Origin of the sequence: Helicobacter pylori (assembly GCF_001653475.1) — a bacterium.
Lineage (GTDB): Bacteria > Campylobacterota > Campylobacteria > Campylobacterales > Helicobacteraceae > Helicobacter > Helicobacter pylori_CM.
Window position 1 is genome coordinate 272960 of the sequence record NZ_CP011487.1, and the last position, 23766, is coordinate 296725.

The 23766-nt window shown below is 39.6% G+C and carries 24 protein-coding genes and 2 pseudogenes; 17 read left to right on the forward strand and 9 right to left on the reverse strand.

Annotated elements, in window-relative coordinates; all coding sequences use genetic code 11:
* Positions 1–104: 104 nt before the first annotated feature.
* The 13 genes and pseudogenes from AA974_RS01305 (at position 105) to AA974_RS01365 (ending at position 12092) form a co-directional block, all read left to right on the forward strand.
* Positions 105–1753: pseudogene (locus tag AA974_RS01305) on the forward strand (ABC transporter substrate-binding protein).
* A 10-nt stretch (positions 1754–1763) separates the two neighbouring features.
* The gene (locus AA974_RS01310; RefSeq protein ID WP_000947985.1) at positions 1764–2768 is read left to right on the forward strand and encodes an ABC transporter permease; all 1005 of its coding nucleotides are present in this window, start codon (positions 1764–1766) and stop codon (positions 2766–2768) included.
* Positions 2768–3625: an ABC transporter permease gene (locus AA974_RS01315; RefSeq protein ID WP_064433090.1), complete on the forward strand. Its 858-nt coding sequence runs from the start codon at positions 2768–2770 to the stop codon at positions 3623–3625. The genes AA974_RS01310 and AA974_RS01315 overlap by 1 nt, the downstream gene beginning before the upstream one ends.
* 11 nt (positions 3626–3636) lie before the next feature.
* Positions 3637–4500 (forward strand): ABC transporter ATP-binding protein, encoded by an 864-nt coding sequence (locus AA974_RS01320; protein WP_064433091.1) that lies wholly within the window; start codon positions 3637–3639, stop codon positions 4498–4500.
* A complete protein-coding gene (locus AA974_RS01325; RefSeq protein WP_064433092.1) occupies positions 4497–5303 on the forward strand; it encodes an ABC transporter ATP-binding protein in 807 nt (268 codons plus the stop codon). The genes AA974_RS01320 and AA974_RS01325 overlap by 4 nt, the downstream gene beginning before the upstream one ends.
* Positions 5304–5322: 19 nt before the next feature.
* Positions 5323–6405, forward strand: a complete 1083-nt coding sequence (gene obgE / locus AA974_RS01330; protein ID WP_064433093.1) for a GTPase ObgE — start codon at positions 5323–5325, stop codon at positions 6403–6405.
* Positions 6406–6446: 41 nt separating this feature from the next.
* Positions 6447–7442 carry an alginate lyase family protein gene (locus AA974_RS01335; protein WP_064433094.1) on the forward strand — a complete coding sequence of 332 codons (996 nt, stop codon included), beginning with the start codon at positions 6447–6449 and terminating at the stop codon, positions 7440–7442.
* Between the two features lie 245 nt (positions 7443–7687).
* The gene (locus AA974_RS01340) at positions 7688–8242 is read left to right on the forward strand and encodes a YceI family protein (protein WP_064433095.1); all 555 of its coding nucleotides are present in this window, start codon (positions 7688–7690) and stop codon (positions 8240–8242) included.
* A 9-nt stretch (positions 8243–8251) separates the two neighbouring features.
* On the forward strand, positions 8252–9544 hold the full coding sequence (hemL, locus tag AA974_RS01345; protein WP_064433096.1) for a glutamate-1-semialdehyde 2,1-aminomutase: 1293 nt from the start codon (positions 8252–8254) through the stop codon (positions 9542–9544).
* A gap of 4 nt (positions 9545–9548) precedes the next feature.
* A complete protein-coding gene (locus AA974_RS01350) occupies positions 9549–9812 on the forward strand; it encodes an AtpZ/AtpI family protein (RefSeq protein WP_001885479.1) in 264 nt (87 codons plus the stop codon).
* Positions 9813–9822: 10 nt separating this feature from the next.
* Positions 9823–10230, forward strand: a complete 408-nt coding sequence (locus AA974_RS01355) for a hypothetical protein (RefSeq protein ID WP_064433097.1) — start codon at positions 9823–9825, stop codon at positions 10228–10230.
* A gap of 83 nt (positions 10231–10313) precedes the next feature.
* Complete coding sequence (locus AA974_RS01360) at positions 10314–11198, forward strand: carbon-nitrogen hydrolase family protein (RefSeq protein ID WP_064433098.1); 885 nt, start codon at positions 10314–10316, stop codon at positions 11196–11198.
* Positions 11199–11210: 12 nt separating this feature from the next.
* A complete protein-coding gene (locus AA974_RS01365) occupies positions 11211–12092 on the forward strand; it encodes a polysaccharide deacetylase family protein (protein WP_064433099.1) in 882 nt (293 codons plus the stop codon).
* Between the two features lie 53 nt (positions 12093–12145).
* Here AA974_RS01365 and AA974_RS01370 read toward each other — a convergent pair.
* Together AA974_RS01370 and AA974_RS01375 are read right to left on the reverse strand one after the other, a co-directional pair.
* A pseudogene (locus AA974_RS01370) lies at positions 12146–12842 on the reverse strand (restriction endonuclease).
* 10 nt (positions 12843–12852) lie between these two features.
* The gene (locus AA974_RS01375) at positions 12853–13962 is read right to left on the reverse strand and encodes a DNA-methyltransferase (RefSeq protein WP_064433100.1); all 1110 of its coding nucleotides are present in this window, start codon (positions 13960–13962) and stop codon (positions 12853–12855) included.
* A 95-nt stretch (positions 13963–14057) separates the two neighbouring features.
* On the opposite strand from AA974_RS01375, the gene AA974_RS01380 reads away from it, so the two are divergent.
* The gene (locus tag AA974_RS01380; protein WP_064433101.1) at positions 14058–14417 is read left to right on the forward strand and encodes a hypothetical protein; all 360 of its coding nucleotides are present in this window, start codon (positions 14058–14060) and stop codon (positions 14415–14417) included.
* Positions 14417–15382, forward strand: a complete 966-nt coding sequence (locus tag AA974_RS01385) for a CobW family GTP-binding protein (RefSeq protein ID WP_064433102.1) — start codon at positions 14417–14419, stop codon at positions 15380–15382. The genes AA974_RS01380 and AA974_RS01385 overlap by 1 nt, the downstream gene beginning before the upstream one ends.
* A 5-nt stretch (positions 15383–15387) precedes the next feature.
* Here the strand turns inward: AA974_RS01385 and AA974_RS01390 are convergent, their stop codons facing one another.
* The 6 genes from AA974_RS01390 to AA974_RS01415 all read right to left on the reverse strand — a co-directional run bounded on the left by AA974_RS01390 (position 15388) and on the right by AA974_RS01415 (position 21494).
* Entirely contained in the window at positions 15388–16533 is a 1146-nt protein-coding gene (locus tag AA974_RS01390; RefSeq protein ID WP_064433103.1) for a YbfB/YjiJ family MFS transporter, read from the reverse strand.
* Positions 16534–16797: 264 nt separating this feature from the next.
* A complete protein-coding gene (locus AA974_RS01395; RefSeq protein ID WP_064433104.1) occupies positions 16798–17553 on the reverse strand; it encodes a HugZ family heme oxygenase in 756 nt (251 codons plus the stop codon).
* 61 nt (positions 17554–17614) lie between these two features.
* Positions 17615–19240, reverse strand: coding sequence for an arginine--tRNA ligase (gene argS, locus AA974_RS01400; RefSeq protein ID WP_064433105.1), 1626 nt, complete (start codon positions 19238–19240; stop codon positions 17615–17617).
* Between the two features lie 2 nt (positions 19241–19242).
* The gene (gene tatA, locus AA974_RS01405) at positions 19243–19482 is read right to left on the reverse strand and encodes a twin-arginine translocase TatA/TatE family subunit (protein WP_000508594.1); all 240 of its coding nucleotides are present in this window, start codon (positions 19480–19482) and stop codon (positions 19243–19245) included.
* Between the two features lie 70 nt (positions 19483–19552).
* Entirely contained in the window at positions 19553–20173 is a 621-nt protein-coding gene (gene gmk / locus AA974_RS01410) for a guanylate kinase (protein ID WP_064433106.1), read from the reverse strand.
* Complete coding sequence (locus AA974_RS01415) at positions 20166–21494, reverse strand: hypothetical protein (protein WP_064433107.1); 1329 nt, start codon at positions 21492–21494, stop codon at positions 20166–20168. The genes gmk and AA974_RS01415 overlap by 8 nt, the downstream gene beginning before the upstream one ends.
* 141 nt (positions 21495–21635) lie before the next feature.
* On the opposite strand from AA974_RS01415, the gene AA974_RS01420 reads away from it, so the two are divergent.
* Complete coding sequence (locus tag AA974_RS01420) at positions 21636–22178, forward strand: phospholipase D-like domain-containing protein (RefSeq protein WP_064433108.1); 543 nt, start codon at positions 21636–21638, stop codon at positions 22176–22178.
* A 6-nt stretch (positions 22179–22184) separates the two neighbouring features.
* Here the strand turns inward: AA974_RS01420 and AA974_RS01425 are convergent, their stop codons facing one another.
* Complete coding sequence (locus tag AA974_RS01425) at positions 22185–22922, reverse strand: outer membrane protein (protein WP_196207231.1); 738 nt, start codon at positions 22920–22922, stop codon at positions 22185–22187.
* A 130-nt stretch (positions 22923–23052) separates the two neighbouring features.
* On the opposite strand from AA974_RS01425, the gene flgH reads away from it, so the two are divergent.
* On the forward strand, positions 23053–23766 hold the full coding sequence (flgH, locus tag AA974_RS01430; RefSeq protein ID WP_064433109.1) for a flagellar basal body L-ring protein FlgH: 714 nt from the start codon (positions 23053–23055) through the stop codon (positions 23764–23766).

The window sequence follows — 23766 nt, forward strand, 5'->3', positions numbered from 1 at the left end:
AGGTCAATTAAACTTTTAGGTGTTTGTTAAACACCTATAAACGCAATAAAATATTTATAATTTAGATCTCTATCCTTTATAGAATTCGTTGTGGAGATTGGTTTATGAATAATGTTTTTGTTAAGGGTTTGTTTTTTTTCTTTTGTTGTTTGGGTTCTTTTTGAAAGCTTCAGAAAGCCCAAACGCTACTCTTAATCCCTCTAAAGAAAGTGTTTCTGTTGAAGAGCAAAAGCGTTTTGGAGGCGTTTTAGTTTTTGCTAGAGGCGCTGATGGCTCAAGCATGGATCCTGCCTTAGTGACTGATGGCGAAAGCTATGTGGCAACGGGCAATATTTATGACACGCTCGTGCAATTCAAATACGGCACCACAGAAATTGAACCGGCCTTAGCGACAAGCTGGGAAATATCCCCAGATGGTCTTGTATATACCTTTCATTTACGCAAAGGGGTTTATTTCCACCAGACGAAGTATTGGAATAAAAAAGTAGAGTTTAGCGCTAAAGATGTGCTGTTTTCGTTTGAGCGCCAGATGGATAAGGCTAAACGATACTATAGCCCAGGGGCTAAAAGCTATAAATACTGGGAAGGCATGGGCATGTCTCACATTATTAAGAGCATTGAAGCTTTAGATGATTACACGATTAGATTCACCCTTAATGGGCCAGAAGCCCCATTTTTAGCCAATTTAGGCATGGACTTTTTGAGTATTTTGAGTAAGGATTACGCTGATTATTTAGAACAAAATAATAAAAAAGACGAGTTGGCTAAAAAACCTGTTGGGACAGGGCCTTTCAAATTCTTTTTGTGGAATAAAGATGAAAAAATCATTCTTTTAAAAAATCAGGATTATTGGGGGCCTAAAGCTTATTTGGATAAGGTGGTGGTGCGCACCATTCCTAATTCTTCCACTCGCGCTTTGGCACTGCGGACCGGCGAAATCATGCTCATGACCGGGCCTAATCTCAATGAAGTGGAGCAGTTAGAAAAACTTCCTAATGTCGTGGTGGATAAAAGCCCTGGACTAATCGCCAACTGGCTTTCATTGAACACGCAAAAAAAGTATTTTAGCAACCCTTTGGTGCGTTTAGCTATCAATCATGCCATTAATGTGGATGATTACATTAAGGTGATTTATGAAGGCTTTGCCCAAAAAATGGTCAATCCTTTCCCGCCCACCATATGGGGTTATAACTACAGCATCAAACCCTATGAATACGATTTGAAAAAAGCTAAAGAGTTATTGAAACAAGCGGGGTATCCTAACGGCTTTAAAACCACCATTTTTACCACTGCTACGCGTAACCCAAAAGGAGCGGTGTTCATACAGGCGAGCTTGGCTAAAATTGGCATTGATGTGAAAATTGAAGTGTATGAATGGGGGGCTTATTTGAAAAGAACGGGCTTAGGCGAGCATGAAATGGCGTTTGCAGGCTGGATGGCAGACATTGCGGATCCGGATAATTTCTTATACACCTTATGGAGCAAGCAAGCAGCCTCAGCTATACCCACTCAAAATGGTTCCTTTTATAAGAGCGACGCCTTTTCAGATCTTCTTTTAAAGGCTAAACGGGTTTTTGATCAAAAAGAGAGGGAAGCCCTTTATTTAAAGGCTCAAGAAATTATCCATAAAGATGCGCCTTATGTCCCTTTAGCCTACCCTTATTCGGTGGTGCCGCACTTGTCTAAAGTTAAAGGCTATAAAACGACTGGAGTGAGCGTGAATCGCTTCTTCAAAGTGTATATAGAAAAGTAAAAGGGGTTGTATGCTGAGTTTTATCATCAAGCGTATTTTGTGGGCGATCCCCACGCTGTTTGGGGTGAGTATCATTGTGTTTATGATGGTGCATTTAGTGCCAGGAGATCCGGCGTTAGTGATTTTAGGCGAAAAGGCCAATCAAGCCGCTATTGACGCTTTAAGGGAACAATTTGGTTTGAATAAGCCCTTGATAGAGCAGTATTTTTTCTTTATCAATAATGTGTTACATGGCAATTTTGGCACTTCTATCATGACCGGTGAGCCTGTGATGCATGAATTTTTGCAACGATTCCCGGCTACGGTGGAATTGGCTTTGATCGCTCTGTTTATGGCTCTTGTTTTAGGTATCAGTGTTGGCGTGTTAGCCGCAATCAAACGCTATAGCGTATTTGATTATTCCAGCATGACTTTCGCTTTAGCCGGGATTTCTATGCCGGTGTTTTGGCTAGGGCTCATGCTGATTTATATCTTTAGCGTGCAATTGGGGTGGTTGCCTGTTTTTGGGCGCTTGAGCGATGTGTATTATTTAGATGGCCCCACAGGTTTTTATTTGATAGACAGCTTGATCGCAAGGGATTATGGGGCGTTTGTGGATACCATCAAGCACTTGATTTTGCCTAGCATTGTGTTAGCCACGGTTTCTACCGCTGTTATTGCCAGAATGACTCGCGCGAGCATGGCGGAAGTGTCTAAAGAAGATTATGTGCGCACCGCTAAAGCTAAGGGGTGTAGCTCCTTTAGGGTGATTTTTGTGCACACTTTGCGTAACGCCTTAATCCCTGTAACGACTATCGCAGGCTTGATGTTGGCCGGGCTTTTAGGGGGGAGCATGATAACTGAAACGGTTTTCTCATGGCCTGGGATTGGTAAGTGGATCGTTAATGCGCTCAACCAGCGCGATTTCCCGATTATCCAGTCCATGTCTTTGATTATTGCCATGATGTATATTGGGGCTAATCTTTTGGTGGATATTTTATACGCTTTTATTGATCCCAGAATAAGGTTGTCATAATGGAGTCTTTTAGAGAGTTTATCCAACAATTCAAAAAAAATAAGGCGGCAGTAGTTGGCACATGGATTGTGCTTTTATTGGTGGTTTGCGCGATTTTTGCGCCCCTTTTGGCTCCGCATGACCCTTATGCACAAAACGCGCAGGATCGCCTTTTAAAACCCATATGGGAGCATGGGGGGAATGCTAAATACCTTTTAGGCACCGATGATTTGGGGCGCGATATTTTGAGCCGCTTGATCTATGGGGCTAGGATTTCTTTGACCATAGGGATTGTTTCTATGGGGATTGCGGTGTTTTTTGGCACGATACTAGGACTAATAGCGGGGTATTTTGGGGGGAAAACAGATGCAATTATCATGCGTATCATGGACATTATGTTCGCTTTGCCTTCTATTTTATTGATCGTGATTGTGGTCGCTGTGTTAGGGCCTTCGCTCACTAACGCCATGCTCGCTATCGGGTTTGTAGGGATTCCTGGATTTGCAAGATTGGTGCGTAGTTCCGTGTTGGGCGAAAAAGAAAAAGAATATGTGATCGCTTCTAAAATCAATGGCTCTTCGCATCTTCGTTTGATGTGTAAGGTGATCTTCCCTAATTGCATTATCCCTTTAATCGTGCAAACAACAATGGGTTTTGCTTCCACGGTTTTAGAAGCGGCCGCACTGAGCTTCTTAGGTCTTGGGGCCCAACCTCCCAAACCTGAATGGGGAGCGATGCTTATTAACTCCATGCAATATATCGCTACCGCTCCTTGGATGCTTGTTTTCCCTGGGGTGATGATTTTTTTAACGGTTATGAGTTTTAATTTGGTAGGCGATGGCATCATGGATGCTTTAGATCCTAAACGCGCCTCTTAAAAGGAGCTTGCATGATTTTAGAAGTTAAAGATTTAAAAACTTATTTTTTCACCGATAAGGGCGTGAATAAAGCAGTGGATGGCGTGAGTTTTGGCTTGAAAAAGTCTCAAACGCTCTGCATTGTAGGGGAGAGCGGGAGCGGGAAAAGCATCACTTCGCTTTCTATTTTAGGGCTTATTGAAAAACCCGGTCAAATTGTGGGGGGGAGCATTCAATTTTTAGGGCAGGATTTGTTGCAGCTCAAAGAAAAGCAAATGCAAAAAGAAATCAGGGGTAAAAAAATTGGCATGATCTTTCAAGAGCCTATGACAAGCTTAAACCCTTCCTACACGGTGGGGTTTCAAATCAATGAAGTGTTGAAAATCCACCACCCTAACCTTAATAAAAAAGAACGCTTAGAAAGGGTGGTCTATGAGTTAGAGCGCGTAGGCATTCCCCATGCAGGGGATAAATACCACGAATACCCTTTCAATCTCAGTGGAGGGCAGCGCCAAAGGGTGATGATCGCTATGGCTATGGTGTGTGAGCCTGAAATCTTGATCGCTGATGAGCCTACGACGGCGTTAGATGTAACCATTCAAGCACAGATTTTAGAATTGATGAAAGAGTTGCAACAAAAAAAAGGCACTTCTATTTTGTTTATCACCCATGATTTAGGCGTGGTGGCGCAAATCGCTGATGAAGTGGTGGTGATGTATAAAGGGCATGTGGTGGAGCAAGCGAGCGCCAAAGAGCTTTTTGCTGATCCAAGACACCCTTATACGAAAGCTCTTTTAAGCGCGATCCCTAAACCGGGCAAAGAATACCGCAAAAAACGCTTAGAAACCGTGGATGAAAGTATAGATTATTTGAGTTTTCAAAAGGAGTTACGATGAAGCTCTTAGAAATTAAAGAATTGAAAAAAACCTATGCGATAGACAGGGGACTATTCAAGTCTAAAAGAGTGATTTGTGCGCTCAATGGGATTAGTTTTGAAGTGGAACAAAATGAAGTTTTAAGCATCGTAGGGGAGAGCGGTTGCGGGAAAAGCACGACAGCAAAAATTTTAGCCGGGATTGAAAGGCAAGATAGCGGGGCGATTTATTTCAATGGTAAGCGCCATTTGCATTTTAGCAAACAGGATTGGTTTGATTACCGCAAAAAGGTGCAAATGATTTTTCAAGACCCTTATTCTAGCCTAAACCCTCGGTGGAAAGTGGGCGAGATCATCGCTGAACCCTTGCTTTTAAATTCTCATTTTTCAAAAAAAGAAATCAAAACAAAAGTGCTAGAGATCATGCAAAAAGTGGGCTTGAAATTAGAATGGATCGATCGTTACCCCCACCAATTTTCAGGCGGTCAAAGGCAACGGATCGGCATTGCTAGGGCGCTCATTTTGCACCCTAGTGTGGTGATTTGCGATGAGCCTGTGTCTGCGTTAGATGTGTCTATTCAAGCGCAAGTGTTGAATTTGCTCTTGGATTTGCAAAAAGAAATGGGGCTGACTTATATTTTTATCAGCCATGATTTAGGGGTGGTGGAGCATATAAGCGATAAAATTATCGTAATGAATCAAGGGCAAATCGTAGAAACGGGGGATGTGGATAGCGTGATAAGTGCTCCAAAGCACCCTTATACGCAGAAATTACTCAATGCGGTGCCGCATTTGGAAAAATCCATGCAAAGATTTGCTGAATAAAAGAAAGGATTTTTAAGCTGTGTTTGTAGATAGCGTGGAAATCATCATCGCTTCGGGTAAGGGGGGACCTGGAATGGTGAGTTTTAGGCGAGAAAAGTTTGTCATCAAAGGAGGTCCTGATGGGGGCGATGGGGGCGATGGGGGCGATGTGTATTTTGAAGTGGATAATAATACCGATACTCTAGCGAATTTTAGAGGCACCAAACACCATAAGGCTAAAAACGGGGCTCCAGGAGGCACACGAAATTGCGCAGGCAAAAAGGGCGAAGACAAGATCATTGTTGTGCCTCCAGGAACGCAAGTTTTTGTAGATGATGAGTTGTGGCTTGATTTAGTGGAACCTAAAGAAAGGGTGTTAGCCTTAAAAGGAGGCAAGGGGGGGTTAGGGAATGCGCATTTTAAAAGTGCGACTAAACAACAACCCACTTATGCGCAAAAAGGCTTGGAGGGGGTTGAAAAATGCGTGCGTTTGGAATTAAAGCTCATCGCTGATATAGGGTTAGTTGGCTTCCCTAATGCGGGTAAATCCACGCTCATTTCCACAATCTCCAACGCTAAGCCTAAAATCGCTAATTATGAATTCACGACTCTAGTGCCTAATTTAGGGGTTGTGAGCGTGGATGAGAAAAGTGGATTTCTAATGGCTGATATTCCTGGCATTATTGAAGGAGCTAGTGAGGGAAAAGGCTTAGGGATTAGCTTTTTAAAGCATATTGAGCGCACCAAAGTTTTAGCCTTTGTTTTAGACGCTTCTAGGCTGGATTTAGGTATTAAAGAGCAATACCAACGCTTGAGATTGGAGTTGGAAAAATTTTCACCCACTTTGGCCAATAAGCCTTTTGGGGTGTTGCTCAATAAATGCGATGTTGTAGAAAACATTGATGAGATGACTAAGGATTTTTGCGCCTTTTTAAACTTAGAAGTGCAAAAATTAGAGGCGTTTGGTTTAGAGCCGTATTTAGGGTTTTTACACCCCCATTTAACCAGCGATTTTGAAAATAACCCCAATGAAAAATCAGCGCTCTTTGTCTTACCCCTTTCAGCGGTTAGCGCTCTTAATGTGCATGCGCTTAAATTTGTGTTGTTGGAAGCGTTACCATAAAACGCTATTTTTAAACCAATCCATTAAAAGAAAGGCGAGAAATGAAAAGATTTGTTTTGTTTTTATTATTCATATGTGTTTGCATTTGCGTTCAAGCTCACGCTGAGCAAGATTACTTTTTTAGGGATTTTAAATCTACAGACTTGCCCCAAAAACTCCATCTTGATAAAAAGCTCTCCCAAAAAATACAGCCATGCACGCAACTTAACGCATCAAAACACTACACTTCTACCGGAGTTAGAGAGCCTGATGCATGCACAAAGAGTTTTAAAAAATCCGCCATCATGTCTTATGACTTAGCGCTAGGCTATTTGGTGAGCAAAAACAAACAATACGGCTTAAAAGCTATAGAAATTTTAAACGCTTGGGCTAAAGAGCTTCAAAGCGTAGATACTTATCAGAGCGAGGATAATATCAATTTTTACATGCCTTATATGAACATGGCTTATTGGTTTGTCAAAAAGGCGTTTCCTAGCCCAGAATATGAAGATTTCATTAAGCGGATGCACCAGTATTCTCAATCAGCTCTTAACACTAACCATGGGGCGTGGGGCATTCTCTTTGATGTGAGCTCTGCGCTAGCGCTAGATGATCATGCCCTTTTGCAAAGTAGCGCTAATCGGTGGCAAGAGTGGGTATTTAAAGCCATAGATGAGAATGGGGTTATTGCCAGTGCGATCACTAGGGGCGATACGAGCGATTATCATGGTGGCCCTACAAAGGGCATTAAGGGGATAGCTTATACCAATTTTGCACTTCTTGCGCTAACTATATCAGGCGAATTACTTTTTGAGAACGGGTATGATTTGTGGGGTAGTGAGGCCGGGAAAAGGCTCTCTGTGGCGTATAACAAAGTCGCGACATGGATTTTAAACCCTGAAACTTTTCCTTATTTCCAACCTAACCTTATCGGGGTGCATAACAACGCCTATTTCATTATTTTAGCCAAGCATTATTCTAGCCCTAGCGCGGATGAGCTTTTAAAGCAAGGCGATTTACACGAAGATGGTTTCAGGCTTAAACTCCGATCGCTGTGAATTTTTCTGTATTCAAGATTATAGCTTTAAGGATAGCTGTGCACTTTAACCTTTTTATGAATGGTTTAGAAAGTTTGGTTCAGTCAGCATTATTTACAAAAAGAGTTTAAAATAAACGCAATTGTATCTCTTGAGTCGTCTTTAGAGTGCAAATGATTATCAAAATGAATCGTTTTAGTTGTAAGCGTGCTTATTTACACTAAAATAATAAGCGTTATTGATAAGACCACATTAAAGGATAATGAATGAAAAAAATGGTTTTGGTACCGGTTTTACTAGTAGGGTTTTTGCAAGCGGTGAATTTGGATTTATCTTCGGCTAAGGTAACATGGACAGCCTTTAAAACTAAGGCTAAAACACCAGTAAATGGGAGTTTTGAAAGCATCACCTATAAACTGGGTAAATCTCAAGATAGTTTAAAAACCCTTTTAGAAGGGGCAAACGCGAGCATGGATAGCTTGAAAGTCAATTTAGGCGATGACACTAAAAACAAAAATGTTAAAGAAGCTTTTTTCGCTCTTTTTAAAAACACTAACATTAAAGTCACTTTCAGGAATGTGATAGAAGGCGATCATGAAGGTTCTCTTACGGCTTATGTGAGGATGAATGAAAAGTTGGTGAAAGTGCCTATGCAATACACGGTTGCTGGTGATAAGTTCGTGGTTAAGGGGGTCTTGGATTTATTGAATTTTGGCTTGAAAAACGAATTAGCGAGCTTGGCTAAACGATGCGAGAGTTTTCATGAGGGCTTGACTTGGTCGCAAGTGGAAATCCAATTTGAAAGCATGATTAAGGGATAATTAAAGATCATGGAGTTGTTGCACAGCATTAATGATTTTAATGAAGCTAAGCAGGTGATCGTTGGGGGGGTCAATTCGCCTGTGAGGGCGTTTAAGAGCGTTGAAGGCACTCCACCTTTTATTTTAAAAGGTAAGGGGGCGTATCTTTATGATGTGGATAACAACCATTATATAGATTTTGTGCAAAGCTGGGGACCTTTGATTTTTGGGCATGCTGATGAAGAGATTGAAGAAAATATTATTAGCGTATTAAAAAAAGGCACTTCTTTTGGCGCTCCCACAGAATTAGAAACCACTTTAGCTAAGGAAATCATTTCTTGTTATGAAGGCTTAGATAAGGTGCGTTTAGTGAGTAGCGGCACAGAAGCGACCATGAGCGCGATACGACTCGCTAGAGCTTATAGCCAAAAAGACGATTTGATCAAGTTTGAAGGGTGCTATCATGGGCATAGCGACTCCTTATTGGTGAAAGCGGGTAGCGGGTGTGCCACTTTTGGATCTCCTTCTTCTTTAGGCGTGCCGAACGATTTTAGCAAACACACTCTAGTGGCTCGTTATAACGATTTAAACTCCACAGAAGAATGCTTTAAAAAAGGCGATGTGGGTTGCGTCATTATTGAACCCATTGCCGGGAATATGGGGTTAGTGCCGGCTCAAAAAGAGTTTTTACTGGGCTTAAAGGCTTTGTGTGAAAAATACCAAGCGGTGTTGATTTTAGATGAAGTGATGAGCGGGTTTAGAGCGAGTTTGAGCGGTTCGCAAGAATTTTATGGCGTTGTGCCGGATTTAGTAACCTTTGGTAAGGTGATAGGCGCGGGGCTTCCTTTGGCGTGTTTTGGGGGGCGTGCGGAAATTATGGACTTGCTTTCACCCATTGGAGGCGTGTATCAAGCAGGCACATTAAGCGGTAACCCCCTAGCGGTGTGTGCGGGGTTGAGCACGCTTTATAAAATCAAAAGAGACAAAACCCTTTATACTCGCTTAAACGCTTTAGCCGTTCGTTTGACCCAAAGTTTAAAAAAGAGTGCTCAAAGCTATAACATCGCTTTAGAGACGCTCAATAGAGGGAGTATGTTTGGCTTTTTCTTTAACGAAAATGCGGTGTGCAATTTTGATGACGCTTTAAAAAGCGATACGAAAATGTTTGCAAAATTCCACCAAAAAATGCTCTTTAAGGGCGTGTATTTGGCGTGTTCAAGCTTTGAAACCGGCTTTATTTGTGAGCCTATGACTGAAGAGATGATTGATTTAGCGGTTGCAAAAGCCGATGAAAGTTTTGATGAAATCATAAAAGGTGTGTGAATTTTTGAAAAAGCCAAAGTATTATAAATTCATAGAGGGGGCGAATTATTTGAGCTTGGGGCTTTCTATGGTGGTAGCGATCCTTATGGGCGTGGCTATAGGCTATGGGCTTAAAAAGCTCACTCATGTTTCGTGGCTTTTTTGGCTTGGGGTTATTTGGGGCGTGTTAGCGAGCTTTCTCAATGTCTATAAAGCTTATAAAAACATGCAAAAAGATTATGAAGAATTAGCCAAAGACCCTAAATACACACAAAACAAAACAAAATAAATACAAGCCCATGTGCCAAATCAAATGCTTGCTTATTTTACTTTCTATTAATATAATAGTTAGTGCGATCATCGTTTATTTTTTCCAAGCATTTCAAGGGGTTTTGAATTTTGAAGGGGGGTTTTTAGGGTTTTTTATCGTGGCGTTGTCTTCGTATTACGGCGTTAAAAAGCGTTTGGATTTAAGAAAACAAAATTCAGGAGAAAAAGAAGAAAAGCAAAAATTCCAAAAATTCGCCCTGGGCTTGGAAATGTCTTTTAATGCGTGGCGTTTAGGGGGGTATGTGGTTTTACTAGGCATTTTAGGAGCGCTTTTATTTTGGCATCTTTTTGATGGGTTAATCTTTCTTATTGGCGTGTTTGTGAGCTCGCTCTCTAGCGCGTGGTTACGATTTTTAAACAATAATGATAAGTTTTGACACAAACTCATGTGGATTTTAACCCCTTTAACCCTCTTTTAATTTCTAATCCTATACAATAAAAACAAAAATGGGAGTGGATCTTGAAAACAAAAAATCTCGCTAAAAGAATCCTAAAAACTGCTGTGATTCAAATACAATCCAAACCCTACGCCTTAAATGAAAACCTGCAATTAGCGCTCAATCTGGCCAAAGAAGCCCACGACAAAGGCGCGAATCTCATTGTTTTACCGGAATTGTTTGACAGCGGTTATTGCGTGAATGATAAGGATGCGGATTTTGGGATAGATTTTAAAGCGATAGAGCATGGAAAGGAAACGCTAAAAAACGAGTCGTTGAGAGCGTTAAGCCATTTTGCAAAATCTAATAAAGTGCATTTAGTGGCGTGTAGCATTGAAAAAACGGATAAAAAACTCTACGACTGTGCTTATATCATTGCGCCAAAAGGCGGGATCGTTGGAAAACACCGCAAGATTTATTTGTGGGGCGATGAAAAATCGCGCTTCAAAAGGGGCAAAAAATACAAGGTTTTTACGCTGGATTTTGGGGATTTTAGCACGAAAGTGGGTTTGCAAATTTGCTATGAAATCGGCTTTGGCGTGGGCGCGAATCTTTTAGCGTTACAAGGAGCGGAAGTTTTAATTTATCCTAGTGCGTTTGGCAAAGCTAGAGCTTATAACTGGGATTTATTGAGCAAAGCTAGAGCGTTAGAAAATGGATGTTTTGTGTGTGCGTGCAACCATAGTGGGGAAGAAACGAATGCTAAATTAAAACAAACGCTAGAGTTTGCCGGCGATTCAAGAATCATCGCACCCAATGGGAAAATCATCGCACAAGCCACCAAGCTTAATGAAGTCATTATCGCTGAAATGGATTTAAACGAAGTGGCACTGCAACGCCAAAAAATTCCCTATTTACAAGATTTTGACACCAAACTCACCAAAAAGGGGTTTGGAAAACTCACTTAAAAAGGAGCGATTATGGCAAAAGAAATTTTAGTGGCTTATGGCGTGGATATTGATGCGGTGGCTGGTTGGCTAGGGAGCTATGGTGGGGAGGATTCGCCTGATGATATTTCGCGTGGGCTTTTTGCGGGTGAAGTGGGGATCCCACGGCTTTTGAAATTGTTTAAAAAATACCATCTCCATGCGACTTGGTTTGCGCCTGGGCATTCTATTGAAACTTTCCCTGAACAAATGAAAATGATCGTGGATGCAGGGCATGAAGTGGGTGCGCATGGGTATTCGCATGAAAACCCTATCGCTATGACTGCCAAGCAAGAAGAAGATGTTTTGTTAAAAAGCGTTGAGTTGATTAAAGATCTCACCGGCAAAGCCCCCACAGGCTATGTGGCACCGTGGTGGGAGTTTTCTAATATCACTAATGAATTGCTTTTAAAACACGGCTTCAAATACGACCACTCGCTCATGCACAATGATTTCACGCCCTATTTCGTGCGTGTGGGGGATAGTTGGAGCAAGATTGATTATAGTCTGGAAGCCAAAGATTGGATGAAGCCTTTAATCCGTGGGGTGGAAACAGATTTGGTGGAAATCCCTGCGAATTGGTATTTGGACGATTTACCGCCGATGATGTTTATCAAAAAATCCCCCAATAGTTTTGGTTTTGTAAGCCCGCACGATATAGGGCAAATGTGGATCGATCAATTTGATTGGGTTTATCGTGAGATGGATTATGCGGTCTTTAGCATGACAATCCACCCTGATGTGAGTGCTCGTCCGCAAGTGTTGCTCATGCATGAAAAAATCATTGAGCATATCAACAAGCACGAGGGCGTGCGTTGGGTAACATTCAATGAAATCGCTGATGATTTCTTAAAACGAAGCCCCAGAAAAAAATAGCGGTTGGGATTGTATCTGAGTTGGTGTGAATTTGGCGGGATCCACACCAACTGCTACAAATAAACCTTCAATTCATTTTCCATTAGTTTGATTGTTTTCTTTAGACTTTCTTTTTCTAAAGGTTTGAAATTTTTGTGTATGGGCTGGTTTATGTCTCTTTCGCCTTTGAGTAAGGTTATTATATTTAGATTCACGCTTTCAAAGTAGCTCATTATAGAATGCGTGGGTTTTGATCCCAATAGGGTTTCTGGTAAAGCTGAATAATCCCCTCCCAATTGACTTTCTAGCTGAAATAAATAACAAGATATATTTGGATATAAAGTTTTAAGGAGATGAAAATCTACTAATATTCGCTTTAGCATAGCATTTTCCGTATAGGCTTTACACTCTATCCCCATAACCAATTGATTATCCACAAATAAATATATGTTTATCAACGCTCAATCCGTAATAATAATCTTTTTTATGCTCTAATATATATGCCCTTACTTGTTTGTTAGCTATATTTTCTATGTAGCTGTCTTTGATAGGAATCTTTATTTTATTGGAATTTATTTCAAGCCTATTAGCTTTAGCGCCAATATTTTGCCACGCTATTTTTACAATCTCTTCGCTGATGTATTCTTGCAATTTGCCTTTGGTACTTCTTATAACTCCGCCATACGCCCTTGTCTGTTGCTCTAGAGCATCTTTATCAACACCCTTAACCATACTACTATAAACTTGTATAATATCTTCTATAGAATTCAAATCATACCTCTCAATTAAATAAATTTGTTACTTCTTTTAGTCTTGCTCTTGCTACTTCACAATACTTTTCGCTAATGTCTATGCCTATGAATCTGCACCCTAGTTGTTTGGCGACTTTTGTCGTTGTCCCTGCACCATTAAATGGATCTAATACAATATCATTTTGATAGGAAAATAGCTTTAAACACCGCTTTACTAATTCTTCTGGGAACATTGCATCATGCCCATATTGTTTCATGTTGCGTTCTGGGGCAAAGTTCCACTTGCCATAAACCCACTTTTTAAACTCATCATCGGTTATGTCAATGCTGTCTTTATCGCCCTCTTTTTTAAGGTTATTTTTGCAAAAAATTTCAATAAACTCCCACGAATATTTTAAATATGGTGCAGCAGGGCTTTTCCAGCTTCCCCAAGTGCAGTATTTGCAGTTGTAGTTATTCTTTTCCCATAAAATCTCGCCTTTCCAAATAAGCCCTTCATCAATGAAAAATTTGCTGATAAAATGGTGTGTAGGGATATAATCGCTAAACATAGGCTGGATATTGACAATGATTCGCCCTCCGCTTTTTAATACACGAATACACTCTTTAAAAATGGCAAAAAGCGTGTTGAAATACTCTTGCCAAAGATTTGCATCCTGCGTTGCGTTGTAATTGATGCCAAAGTTGTAAGGTGGCGAAGTTAGCACTATATCTATGCAATTATTTGGGAGCTTTTTTAAAAACTCCAAGCTATCTTCGCAGTAAATTTGATTAAGACAGCTTTGAATCTCATTTGTCTCCTTGCTAAACTCTTTTTTGTAAGATTCGTAAGCCAATCTTGCCTTTGCGTTTTGCTTTTTGTTGGCGACTTTTTTGGCTTTGTTGAAGCTCTTAAATACGATTTTGCCATTTTGACTAGAAAATGAGCGGATTTTATACAACTCCTCTAATGTCTTTTGAACCAGCGTATTTTGTGTAGTGGATTCAAGCATTTTTAAATCCACAATGTCAAAATTAAGCGTGATATTTGAAGGATTAACAATCGATTCAATACCGCAAGATTGTAACAATGAAAGTGCGCCTGTTATCTCATCTGGTGCATAAATATTTTCTAGCGTAAGAGTTCTATAATCTTGCATTAAATTTCCTAATCAATAAACAATTAAAAAGCACGAGATTTATTCTTGTTTTTTCAGTAAAATTGTAGCATGATTTAGATTTAAAAGGTTGAAAGATGTGCGTTTTATGCGGGGAGCTTATCCGTTCTTTTCATTGGACCGATAGTTATGAGAATGATGAAAATTTGAAAGAGCAAAATGTGCTTATTAGTGCCAATGAAAACGCCAAAGAACGCAAAAGAGCACGGCTCAAACGAGTGGGATTGCTCAATAGAATTTTGGCGTTTTATGGGCTAAAAATCGATGATTGGCAAGGCGCGAAGTTTGTGCTGTGCGATAAAAAAGGGCAAAGTGCGATCGTGAATGATTTAGGCGATTTGTGGGATAAGGCGCAAAACTTAGCCAAAAAAGAGATGGACGCTCTAGATTCTAATCTGTTAGCGTTTTTAAATCAAAATACAAACGCCATTCACTAATGCCCAAAATCCCTATCACGCTCATCACAGGTTTTTTAGGCAGCGGTAAAACGAGTTTTTTAAGCGAATATTTAAACCAAATAGATCACCAAGGCGTTGCTCTTATCATCAATGAAATCGGTCAAGCCGCCTTGGATCAGCGCATCTTAAGCGTTCAATATTGCGGTGAAAAAATGCTCTATCTTAACGCAGGGTGTGTGTGTTGCAACAAACGCATGGATTTAGTGGAGTCTCTAAAAGCCACGCTCAATAACTATGAATGGCGCGGCGAAATTTTAAAGCGCATCATCATTGAAACCACCGGTTTAGCCAACCCGGCACCGATTTTATGGACGATTTTGAGCGATACTTTTTTAGGGGCGCATTTTGAGATTCAAAGCGTGGTGGTTTGCGTGGATGCTTTGAATGCTAGAATGCATTTAACCAACAATGAAGCTAAAGAACAAATCGTTTTTGCTGATAGCGTTTTATTGACCAAAACGGATTTGCAAAACGACAGCGTGGCTTTAATCAAATTAAAAGAGCGGATTCAAGCCATTAACCCTAGTGCAGAAATTTTTGACAAGAAAAATATCAATTACGAAAGCTTTTTTTCACGCAAAAATAGGGCACGAAATTTTATGCCAAGAATGCCAAAAGATTCACACTCGCAAGGCTTTGAGGTTTTAAGCATCAGTTTTGAAGGGGCGATGGAATGGAGCGCGTTTGGGATTTGGCTGAGTTTGTTATTGCATAAATACGGCACACAGATTTTACGCATCAAGGGGATTATTGACACTGGAAGCGGCTTTTTGGTGAGCATTAACGGCGTGATGCATATCATTTACCCGCCCAAGCACATTTTAAAGGATCAAAACGGCTCTAACCTCGTTTTTATCATGCGCCATTTAGAGCGTGAAAAAATCTTAAATTCATTAGAGGGTTTTAAGGGTTTTCTCGGCATTAAGGGTTTTGAAACCCAATAATTTTTCTATTTATGGATAGCTGTTTGCATTTTGATAGGGAAAAGAACGATGAAGCTTAAAACCAAACACACCCCACAAATAACAAAGATCAAAAGATAGCCCAAATCCCCTAAAAAGATCGTAAAAAGATACGAAAAAAGCGCTTGGAAAATGCCAAAAGAAAACACCACCCACGAAGACGCTTTAGCGAAATGTTTTGCGCCTGCAATTTTTAAAGCCATCATGCTGAATAAATTGATATTGGCGGTTGTGGCCGCTCCCATTATAAAGATGCTTAAATTGAGTAAAGAGATTTGGTGGAAAAAAATGGGCAAAAAGCATGCGATAGATTTTAAAATAAGGATAAAGATATTGGCGTTTTTAGCCCCTAGCTTTTGAGCCATGGGACCGCTAATTAAAGAGCCAAGCGTGGCTCCAAAACCAAAAAACGCCCATGAAGTTCCAGCGATGGTGGGGGAGATATTTAAATGGCGGATCAAATAATCCACCCAAAAAAGCGTGTGCGGTAAAAAACCAATCGCATTGAGTGCGCAAGAAATGAGTAATAACCACAAATGAAAGGGGATTTTAAACGCGCTTTCTTCTTTTTTAACGGATTTTTTCCTTAAAGAATGGTTTTTCAACCCAATCAAGGAAAGAATAAAGGCTATCAAACAACTGCCCCCTAAAAAAATCCATGCCCATTTGATATTATAAGAGCTAATCCAAGGCAGAACAAACCCGCTAAAGACAGATCCAATGCCTACAGCGCTAAAAATAAGCCCCCCCACTAAGGCCCTTTTGTTTTCTTTGACATAGGGTAAAGAGAGAGGAGCGACTAAAATCATTAACGCGCTGCTAGCCACACCGGCGATAAAACGCCAGATCCAAAGCCAAAAGAAAGGGATACTATCAAAATAACAGATTAAAAAACTCAAAGCGATCAAACCAAAACTGATTTTAGCGATGCTTTCTAATGACATCAATGGGCTTAAGAATTGGATTAAAAAACTCCCAAAAACATAGCCCATTAACACCGCAATACCCAATTGGAAGCTTTGGTGTGGGGTTAAACTCCCTGATAAAATGAGTAGGGGGATTAAAACCACATAGCCAAAACGAGCCAAGCCGTTAGACACAAAAACCCCTAAAAAACAAACAAACACGCGCATTTTGATCCTTAACAAACGACAAGTTATAAAAAGATTTTGTATTATATTGAAACTTGTTAATTGATAGCGCATAATGGAAGCAAGATAAGAATAAATTTAAGGAGCGTCCTTTATCATATCGCTAAAGAGACCCCACGATTGAGCAAAAAGAATTAAACGATTGACAAGTGGTGGGATTTAGTTTAACGCATGCGTTCTATTTATCCTAATATCCCAAACACTAAGGTGTTCGGGAAATCTTTCTAAATGGTTTGAATAAAAGATTTATTTCTTGTGAGCGAAATTGTGCGGGTTGCCTTTATCCCCAACATAAGCGATTTTATCGCCTAAAATGTCATAAGCTTGACCAAAGCCTTTCACAAAACGCCCTTCTTTGAAATCCAATGCGATTAAATGGAAATCTTGCATGGCACGAATGGTTTTAATGCCCCCAGCTCCGCCGGTTTTTTCAATGAAAGAATCAAACGCTTTGTCAAACTCCGCCCCTCTCTCAATAAAACGAGCGTTGGTTTTATAACGCAAGCGTTTCCTCAAAATAGCTGATTTAGCCTTGCTTTCATCTTCTAAAAACATCACTTCCACATTGTGGGGGTTGTTTTTAAGACCGGCAAAATGTTCAGCCACTTCGCTCACATAAATGTAGTATTGTTTGCCATCGCTCATTAAAGGCGCATAAGAGCATACCACATGCCCATTAGGGTGTAAGGTCGCTAAACAAACAGAATCAAAGCCTTCTTTAAAGGCTTTAACTTCTTCTTCCACGCCTTTTAAATCATGGGTTTTTTCTACGCTTTGGCACAATTCAATGATCGCGTTTTTGTAGTCTTTAGGATCTTTGACTTCGTGGTTGAATTCAATCCTTAAGGTTTGATTGTTGTTATAACCAATCACAACGCCTTGAGGATCCACGCTTTTAAAGGCGACATTTTCAGCGTGATGGACTTGCCCGAATTTTTTCAATAAAGCTTTCATGTCTTCTACATGGTGGGCGTTCATGTGTTCTATAATACGATTAAGCATAATATTCTCCTTAGTTTCAAAAAAATAAGGGGAATGTTATAACAAAAAATTAAATATTAGCTTAATCTTTAGCGGAAATTTTGGTTTTTATCTCTATACCTAAAAGTTTGAAAGCGTTGCTTAAACTCAAACTCACCATTAAACAAATTTTTAAAAGCTCTTTAGCTTTAGGGGTGTCTAAGATTTTACCAGCGTTATAGAAGCGGTGGAATTCTGAAGCGAGGGTTTTTGCGTATTCGCACATTTTTTGCAAGCCGTATTCTTCAAAAGAAGATTCAATGACTTTAGGCAAGCTTAAAGCACTAAAAAGTAGGTATTTTTCTTCAGCGTTTAAATGGGTTAAAGGGGTTTGCAAAACCTCTTCTTTAGAAAAGGGCGATTTTTCTAGCATGGTGTGGATGCGCGAATTAGCGTAATGGATATAGTAAATAGGGTTGGAGCTGTCTTGCTTCTTTAAAGTATTGACATCAAATTCTAAATGGGTGTCAAGCCGTTTGCTTAAAAAAATAAACCTTAAAGCGTCTCTACCCACATCATCAATCACATCTTTAATCAAAATGAAATTACCCGCTCTTTTACTCATCTTGTAAGGCTCGTTATCTTTGAGCAAGCGCACCATTTGAGCGAGCAAGACTTCAAGCTTGTTGGAATCATAGTCCAAAAACTCAAGGCTGGCTTTCACTCTAGCGATATAGCCGTGGTGGTCTGCCCCCCAAATGTTGATGTATTTGGTGTAATTTTGCTTAAATTTTTCATCATGATAGACAATATCGCCGGCTAAATAAGTGTAGCTCTTATCTTCTTTAATGAGCACCCGATCGCTTTCATCCTGGTAGAGTGAAGATTGGAGCCAGATTTTAGAATCCTTTTCATAAAGGGCGTTCGCTTTTTCTAATCGTTCAAACACCGCATCTTTATGTTTAAAAATTTCTTTTTCGCTCGCATAAGAATCAAAATGAATGCCTAAAGCGTCTAAATTATCTTTAATTTCTAAAAGCATTAGATCCTTAGCATAGCCGCTTAAAACTTCAATAATCGTCTCTTCGTTTTCTTTAAAAAGGCTTGGCTCTAAATCGTTGTGGGCCTTTTTAGCGATTTCAATGATGTATTCGCCTTTGTAAAAGACTTCCGGATAAGTTACGCTTTCTTTTAAAACATGCTCTCTGTAAGCGAGCCATACAGAAAGCCCTAGCAAGCGGATTTGAGATCCCATGTCATTGACATAATATTCGCACAAAACTTCATGTCCTAAAAAGCGAGCGATTTTAGCCAAACTATCGCCAAACACCGCCCCTCTAGCATGCCCTATGTGTAAGGGTCCTGTGGGGTTAGCGCTCACAAATTCTAAAAAGATTTTTTGAGAACGCTCGCTTTTAGGCTGAGAGCCAAATTGTTCTTTTAATTCTAAAGCCTTTTGGGTGAAACGCTCTAAAAAATCTAAAGAAAGCGTGAAATTGATATAGCCCTTACAAGCCACTACGCTGTCAAAAAGCCCTTGAGTTTTTTCATGTGTGCTGATTTTAAGGGCTAACTCTTCAGCGATAACTAAGGGCGATTTTTTAAAAACTTTGGCGAGATTGAAAGCAATGGGCGTAGCGTAATGCCCATGCTCTCTGTCTTTAGGGTATTCAATAATGACTTCTTCTTCTAAAATCTCTTCTAAAACGCCCTTAATGAGAGTGTGCATGTTTAACTTTCTTGTTTGCTTTTAATTTCGCTACTCTCATGCACTTTGGTTTGCACTGCTTGAGCGTCTAGGGTTTTTGGCTCGTTTTTAGCCTCTTCTTCATCGTCTTTCACGGCTTTTTTGAAATTTTTAATCCCACTGCCTAAACCCTTAGCCAACTCTGGGATCTTTTTAGCCCCAAATAACAACACAATCACTAATAAAACAATGACCCAATGCCATATGCTTGTGAACCCGCCCATATTTTACTCCTTAATCTATTGGTTAGTTTTTCCTTGAATTATAGCTTTTTTAAAAAATAATTGATAGGTTTTATAAGGATTCGTTTTTCCAAGCCTTGCATATTTTTTCAAAATTAAACGCTTTTAAGCGATGGACTAAAGTTTTTGCGATGCTTAAGATGATTTCTTTGGATTTTTCTAAATCTTCATTGATGATAAGGTAATCAAAGCTCTCCAAGCACTGCATTTCTTTATAAGCGTTGATCAAGCGTTTTTCTATCGTCTCTTTAGAATCCGTCCCCCTTAAAAGCAAGCGCTCTTTTAAAATTTCTTGGTTTTTAGTGCTAATAAACACAGAGCATGCGTTGGGGTAATGCTTTTTAAGGATCTCATGCCCTTGCACATCAATATCAAAAATGACGATTTTGCCCTCTTTTAAGGCTTTTTCTACAGGGATTTTAGAAGTGCCATAATAGTGGTTATGCACGATCGCCCACTCTAAAAACTGCCCTTTTTCTATGCCTTGTTTGAATTCTTCTTTGCTGACAAAGTTATAATGCAAGCCATCAACTTCGCCCTCTCTAGGCTTTCGTGTGGTGGTGGAAAGGGAAAAATGGGTTTTTGGGATTTTTTCTTGCAAATACTTTGTAAGGGTGCTTTTACCCGCTCCGCTAGGGCCTGAAAGGATGAGTAAATTAAAATCATTATGCATCAGGTTTTTTATCCTCTAAAGTGATTTTAATGCTTAAGATTTTGTTTTCTAAAAGGCTTTTTAAGGACTCTTGATTGAGGCTTTTTAATAAATCCTGCAAATTCAAGTGCAATTCTAGGGGGCTAGAAGTTTTATCGCTTTCTTTGGGGGTTTCTGTGCTTTCTTCTTTTTCTTGCGGGGTTTTTATAACGCTCTCTTTAGGGATTTCTGTATCGTTCTCATTATTAGGAGTTTCTGCAACGGCTTCATTCAAAAAAGGCAATTCTTCCCCCATCGCTTTAGCCATCACCGGCTCAGGAATGTCTTCAATGCTTTCGTAATGGTCTTCTTGGGTTTCTTTTTCTTGTGCTTCTTTTTCTTGCGGTGTTTCTGCACTTTCTTGTGGGGTTTCTTGTGGGATTTCTAATTCTTGCGGTATTTCTTGTGGGGTTTTTGTATTTTCTTGCGTTTCTTTTTCTTGGCTTTCTTCTTTAGGGATTTCTAACTCTTGCGTTTCTTTTTTATTCTCTTGGCCGTTAGAGTTTTCTTGGATTTCTTTGACTAATTCTTGCATGGCCTCTAATTCTTGCGTGCTTGGGGAATCTTGTGTTTTTTCTTGTTTTTCCTCTTTAATTTCTTGTGTTTCTTCTTTGATTGGCTCTTGTTCTTTGATTGACTCTTCTTGCGTTTCTTCTTTAACTTTTTCTTGCGTTTCCAACTCTTTAGAAACTTCCTTATCTTTGAGAGTTTCACCCTCTTGTGTTTCATCATCTCTAGGTTTTTCTTCTTCTTCTTGGGGAGTTTCTTTTTTCTCTTCTTTAATGTCTTCTTTTTCTTCTTGCGCGTTTAAAGTGGGGAGTAGTTGCTCTTCATTGTTAGGCTCTTCTTTGGCTAGGGCTTCTAAAACGCCTAAATTTTCTAATTCGTCCCAATTGGTTTCTAAAACTTCTTGAGTTGGGTCTAAATTCTGGCTAGGCTCTAGCTCGCTCATGTTAGAACCAAGCTTTTTGTGAAGGATTTTTAAAATCTCAGTGGGTAAAAAAGGTTTTTTGATTTTCATCTCAAAGCCCTCTAAGAAGGGTTGCACTTCATTGCCCTTTTTATACACGCACACGCTGTTTTTATTTTGAGAGATGATTTCTTTTAATTCTAGCCAATCCACTTGGTCTAGTTTTTCCAAACATTCATCATCGGCTATCAAAATCCATTCTTGATCTTCTTTAAGGCGCACGGATAGCTCTTGATAGTGGTTAAAATTTTCCACAGACCATTCTAATTTCTTAGAGACACTCTCAAGCAACTTTGTGATCATGGGGTTTTGGTTGAATAGAATCATTTTCATTTTAGGGACTCCTTATTTGATAAGAAACGCTTCTTTAAGCCTATCAATTTTTATCGCTTTTTTTAAATCTTTTATTATAATCAAAAATCCACTTGGTTGGTTGTTTTTATCATGAGTGTAATTTAAAATAAGGATCATTTGATGTTAGACAAGTTTAAAAAAATCGTTGGCGTTAGTGTGTTAGTGGGCTGTTTAGGGGTTTTGCAAGCTAAAAACAGCTTATTTGTCTTACCTTATGAGCAAAGAGACGCTCTCAATTCTTTGGTTTCTGGCATTAGTAACGCCAGAGAGAGCGTGAAAATCGCTATCTATAGTTTCACGCACAGAGATATTGCAAGAGCGATTAAAAGCGTAGCGAGTAGGGGGGTTAAGGTGCAAATCATTTATGATTATGAAAGCAATCATAATAACAAGCAATCCACTATTGGCTATCTGGACAAATACCCTAACACGAAAGTGTGCTTATTGAAAGGGCTTAAGGCTAAAAACGGGAATTATTACGGCATCATGCACCAAAAAGTAGCGATCATTGATGATAAGATCGTGTTTTTAGGCTCAGCGAACTGGAGCAAAAACGCTTTTGAAAACAATTATGAAGTGCTTTTAAAAACCGATGACACAGAGACAATCCTCAAAGCCAAGAGTTACTACCAAAAGATGTTAGGGAGTTGCGTTGGGTTTTAAAGCCCTTTAGAAGTGGTAATTATACCCCACATAAAAGGCAAAGACCCTACGCATTTGAACCTTGAGCGCATCAGTGGTGTAGTATTTGTTATTAATAGTGGGGAATTTAAAACCGATTTCAAATTCATGTTCATCTACAAATAAAGCCTTGAGACCAAAATTAAAAAGGAATTGAAAAGAGGTGTTATCAACCGCACTGCTGTTAGTGATGCCTAATAATTCCTGCCCTTTACTGCCAATATACCAACTATTCCCTGCAATCGCAATCCCCCCAAAAACGCCAATATCCACGCCAATATCATCTTGATAGAAACTCCCTTGAAAAAAATTCCATATCGCATCCACGCCCACGCCATAAGTGATCATGTTATTGCCGCCATAATAGCCTTTAGGGTATCTCATGCCATAGCCTTGCCAATCTAAAAAAGCAAAATAGCGCAAGCCCAAGATTTTATCCGGATGGAAAAAGTGGTTATAGCCCATGACTAATCCAATCCCATTAGATCCCATGTTGGTGAGTTTTTTAACGCTATTAACGCTAGTCATAATATTGGTGTAACCGGTTTGATAGTTAGTAACTTCTCTAACTTCATGGATATTAGTCATTAAATTGATAGAACCTGTTTGGTAATTGACTCCCATATACAAATTTTTTGTCCAAGAAGGTGCTGCGCTTTCTTCTTTAGCGGCTAAGGCGTGTGTTAGCAAGCTTGTGCCAACTAACATTTTTAACAAGGCTCTCAATTTTATCTCCTGCAAGTTAAGTTTCATTATAAAGATCTAAATTTTACAACAATTTACTCAAAATTAAGCATTTATTCTTTATAAGAGAGTATAATTTAAAGGCTTAAAATAACTCAAGTAAGGCTAGTGGATGAAAGAAGTGCTTTATTTAGGGACTGTTGCGTTTAGCGTTGCATTCAGCATAGCATCAGCCAATGAGCCAAAAATTGATTTTAACCCTCCTAATTATGTAGAAGAAACCCCCTCTAAAGAATTTATCCCTGAATTGAACAAGTTGGGGAGTTTGTTTGGGCAGGGCGAGCGCCCTTTATTTGCGGATAGGAGGGCGATGAAGCCTAACGATTTGATCACAATCATTGTCTCTGAAAAAGCGAGCGCAAATTATTCCAGCTCTAAAGATTATAAAAGCGCTTCAGGGGGTAATTCCACGCCCCCAAGACTCACTTATAACGGGCTAGATGAAAGAAAGAAAAAAGAAGTGCAGTATTTAGACGATAAGAATAATTACAATTTCACCAAATCTAGCAATAACACGAATTTTAAAGGCGGTGGCTCGCAAAAAAAGAGCGAAGATTTAGAGATTGTGTTGAGCGCTCGAATCATTAAAGTGCTAGAAAACGGAAATTATTTCATCTATGGGAATAAGGAGGTGCTAGTGGATGGGGAAAAGCAAATCCTTAAGGTGAGTGGGGTGATCCGCCCTTATGATATTGAAAGGAATAACACCATCCAATCCAAGTTTTTAGCCGACGCTAAGATTGAATACACGAATTTAGGGCATTTGAGCGATTCCAATAAAAAGAAATTCGCTGCTGATGCGATGGAAACCCAAATGCCTTATTGA

Excerpts from the sequence above, each read along its gene's own strand:
- AA974_RS01310 (WP_000947985.1), top strand. The coding sequence starts at position 1,764 with ATGCTGAGTTTTATCATCAAGCGTATTTTGTGGGCGATCCCCACGCTG.
- AA974_RS01315 (WP_064433090.1), top strand. The coding sequence starts at position 2,768 with ATGGAGTCTTTTAGAGAGTTTATCCAACAATTCAAAAAAAATAAGGCG.
- AA974_RS01320 (WP_064433091.1), top strand. The coding sequence starts at position 3,637 with ATGATTTTAGAAGTTAAAGATTTAAAAACTTATTTTTTCACCGATAAG.
- AA974_RS01325 (WP_064433092.1), top strand. The coding sequence starts at position 4,497 with ATGAAGCTCTTAGAAATTAAAGAATTGAAAAAAACCTATGCGATAGAC.
- AA974_RS01335 (WP_064433094.1), top strand. The coding sequence starts at position 6,447 with ATGAAAAGATTTGTTTTGTTTTTATTATTCATATGTGTTTGCATTTGC.
- AA974_RS01340 (WP_064433095.1), top strand. The coding sequence starts at position 7,688 with ATGAAAAAAATGGTTTTGGTACCGGTTTTACTAGTAGGGTTTTTGCAA.
- hemL (WP_064433096.1), top strand. The coding sequence starts at position 8,252 with ATGGAGTTGTTGCACAGCATTAATGATTTTAATGAAGCTAAGCAGGTG.
- AA974_RS01355 (WP_064433097.1), top strand. The coding sequence starts at position 9,823 with ATGTGCCAAATCAAATGCTTGCTTATTTTACTTTCTATTAATATAATA.
- AA974_RS01365 (WP_064433099.1), top strand. The coding sequence starts at position 11,211 with ATGGCAAAAGAAATTTTAGTGGCTTATGGCGTGGATATTGATGCGGTG.
- AA974_RS01375 (WP_064433100.1), bottom strand. The coding sequence starts at position 13,962 with ATGCAAGATTATAGAACTCTTACGCTAGAAAATATTTATGCACCAGAT.
- AA974_RS01380 (WP_064433101.1), top strand. The coding sequence starts at position 14,058 with ATGTGCGTTTTATGCGGGGAGCTTATCCGTTCTTTTCATTGGACCGAT.
- AA974_RS01385 (WP_064433102.1), top strand. The coding sequence starts at position 14,417 with ATGCCCAAAATCCCTATCACGCTCATCACAGGTTTTTTAGGCAGCGGT.
- AA974_RS01390 (WP_064433103.1), bottom strand. The coding sequence starts at position 16,533 with ATGCGCGTGTTTGTTTGTTTTTTAGGGGTTTTTGTGTCTAACGGCTTG.
- AA974_RS01395 (WP_064433104.1), bottom strand. The coding sequence starts at position 17,553 with ATGCTTAATCGTATTATAGAACACATGAACGCCCACCATGTAGAAGAC.
- argS (WP_064433105.1), bottom strand. The coding sequence starts at position 19,240 with ATGCACACTCTCATTAAGGGCGTTTTAGAAGAGATTTTAGAAGAAGAA.
- tatA (WP_000508594.1), bottom strand. The coding sequence starts at position 19,482 with ATGGGCGGGTTCACAAGCATATGGCATTGGGTCATTGTTTTATTAGTG.
- gmk (WP_064433106.1), bottom strand. The coding sequence starts at position 20,173 with ATGCATAATGATTTTAATTTACTCATCCTTTCAGGCCCTAGCGGAGCG.
- AA974_RS01415 (WP_064433107.1), bottom strand. The coding sequence starts at position 21,494 with ATGAAAATGATTCTATTCAACCAAAACCCCATGATCACAAAGTTGCTT.
- AA974_RS01420 (WP_064433108.1), top strand. The coding sequence starts at position 21,636 with ATGTTAGACAAGTTTAAAAAAATCGTTGGCGTTAGTGTGTTAGTGGGC.
- flgH (WP_064433109.1), top strand. The coding sequence starts at position 23,053 with ATGAAAGAAGTGCTTTATTTAGGGACTGTTGCGTTTAGCGTTGCATTC.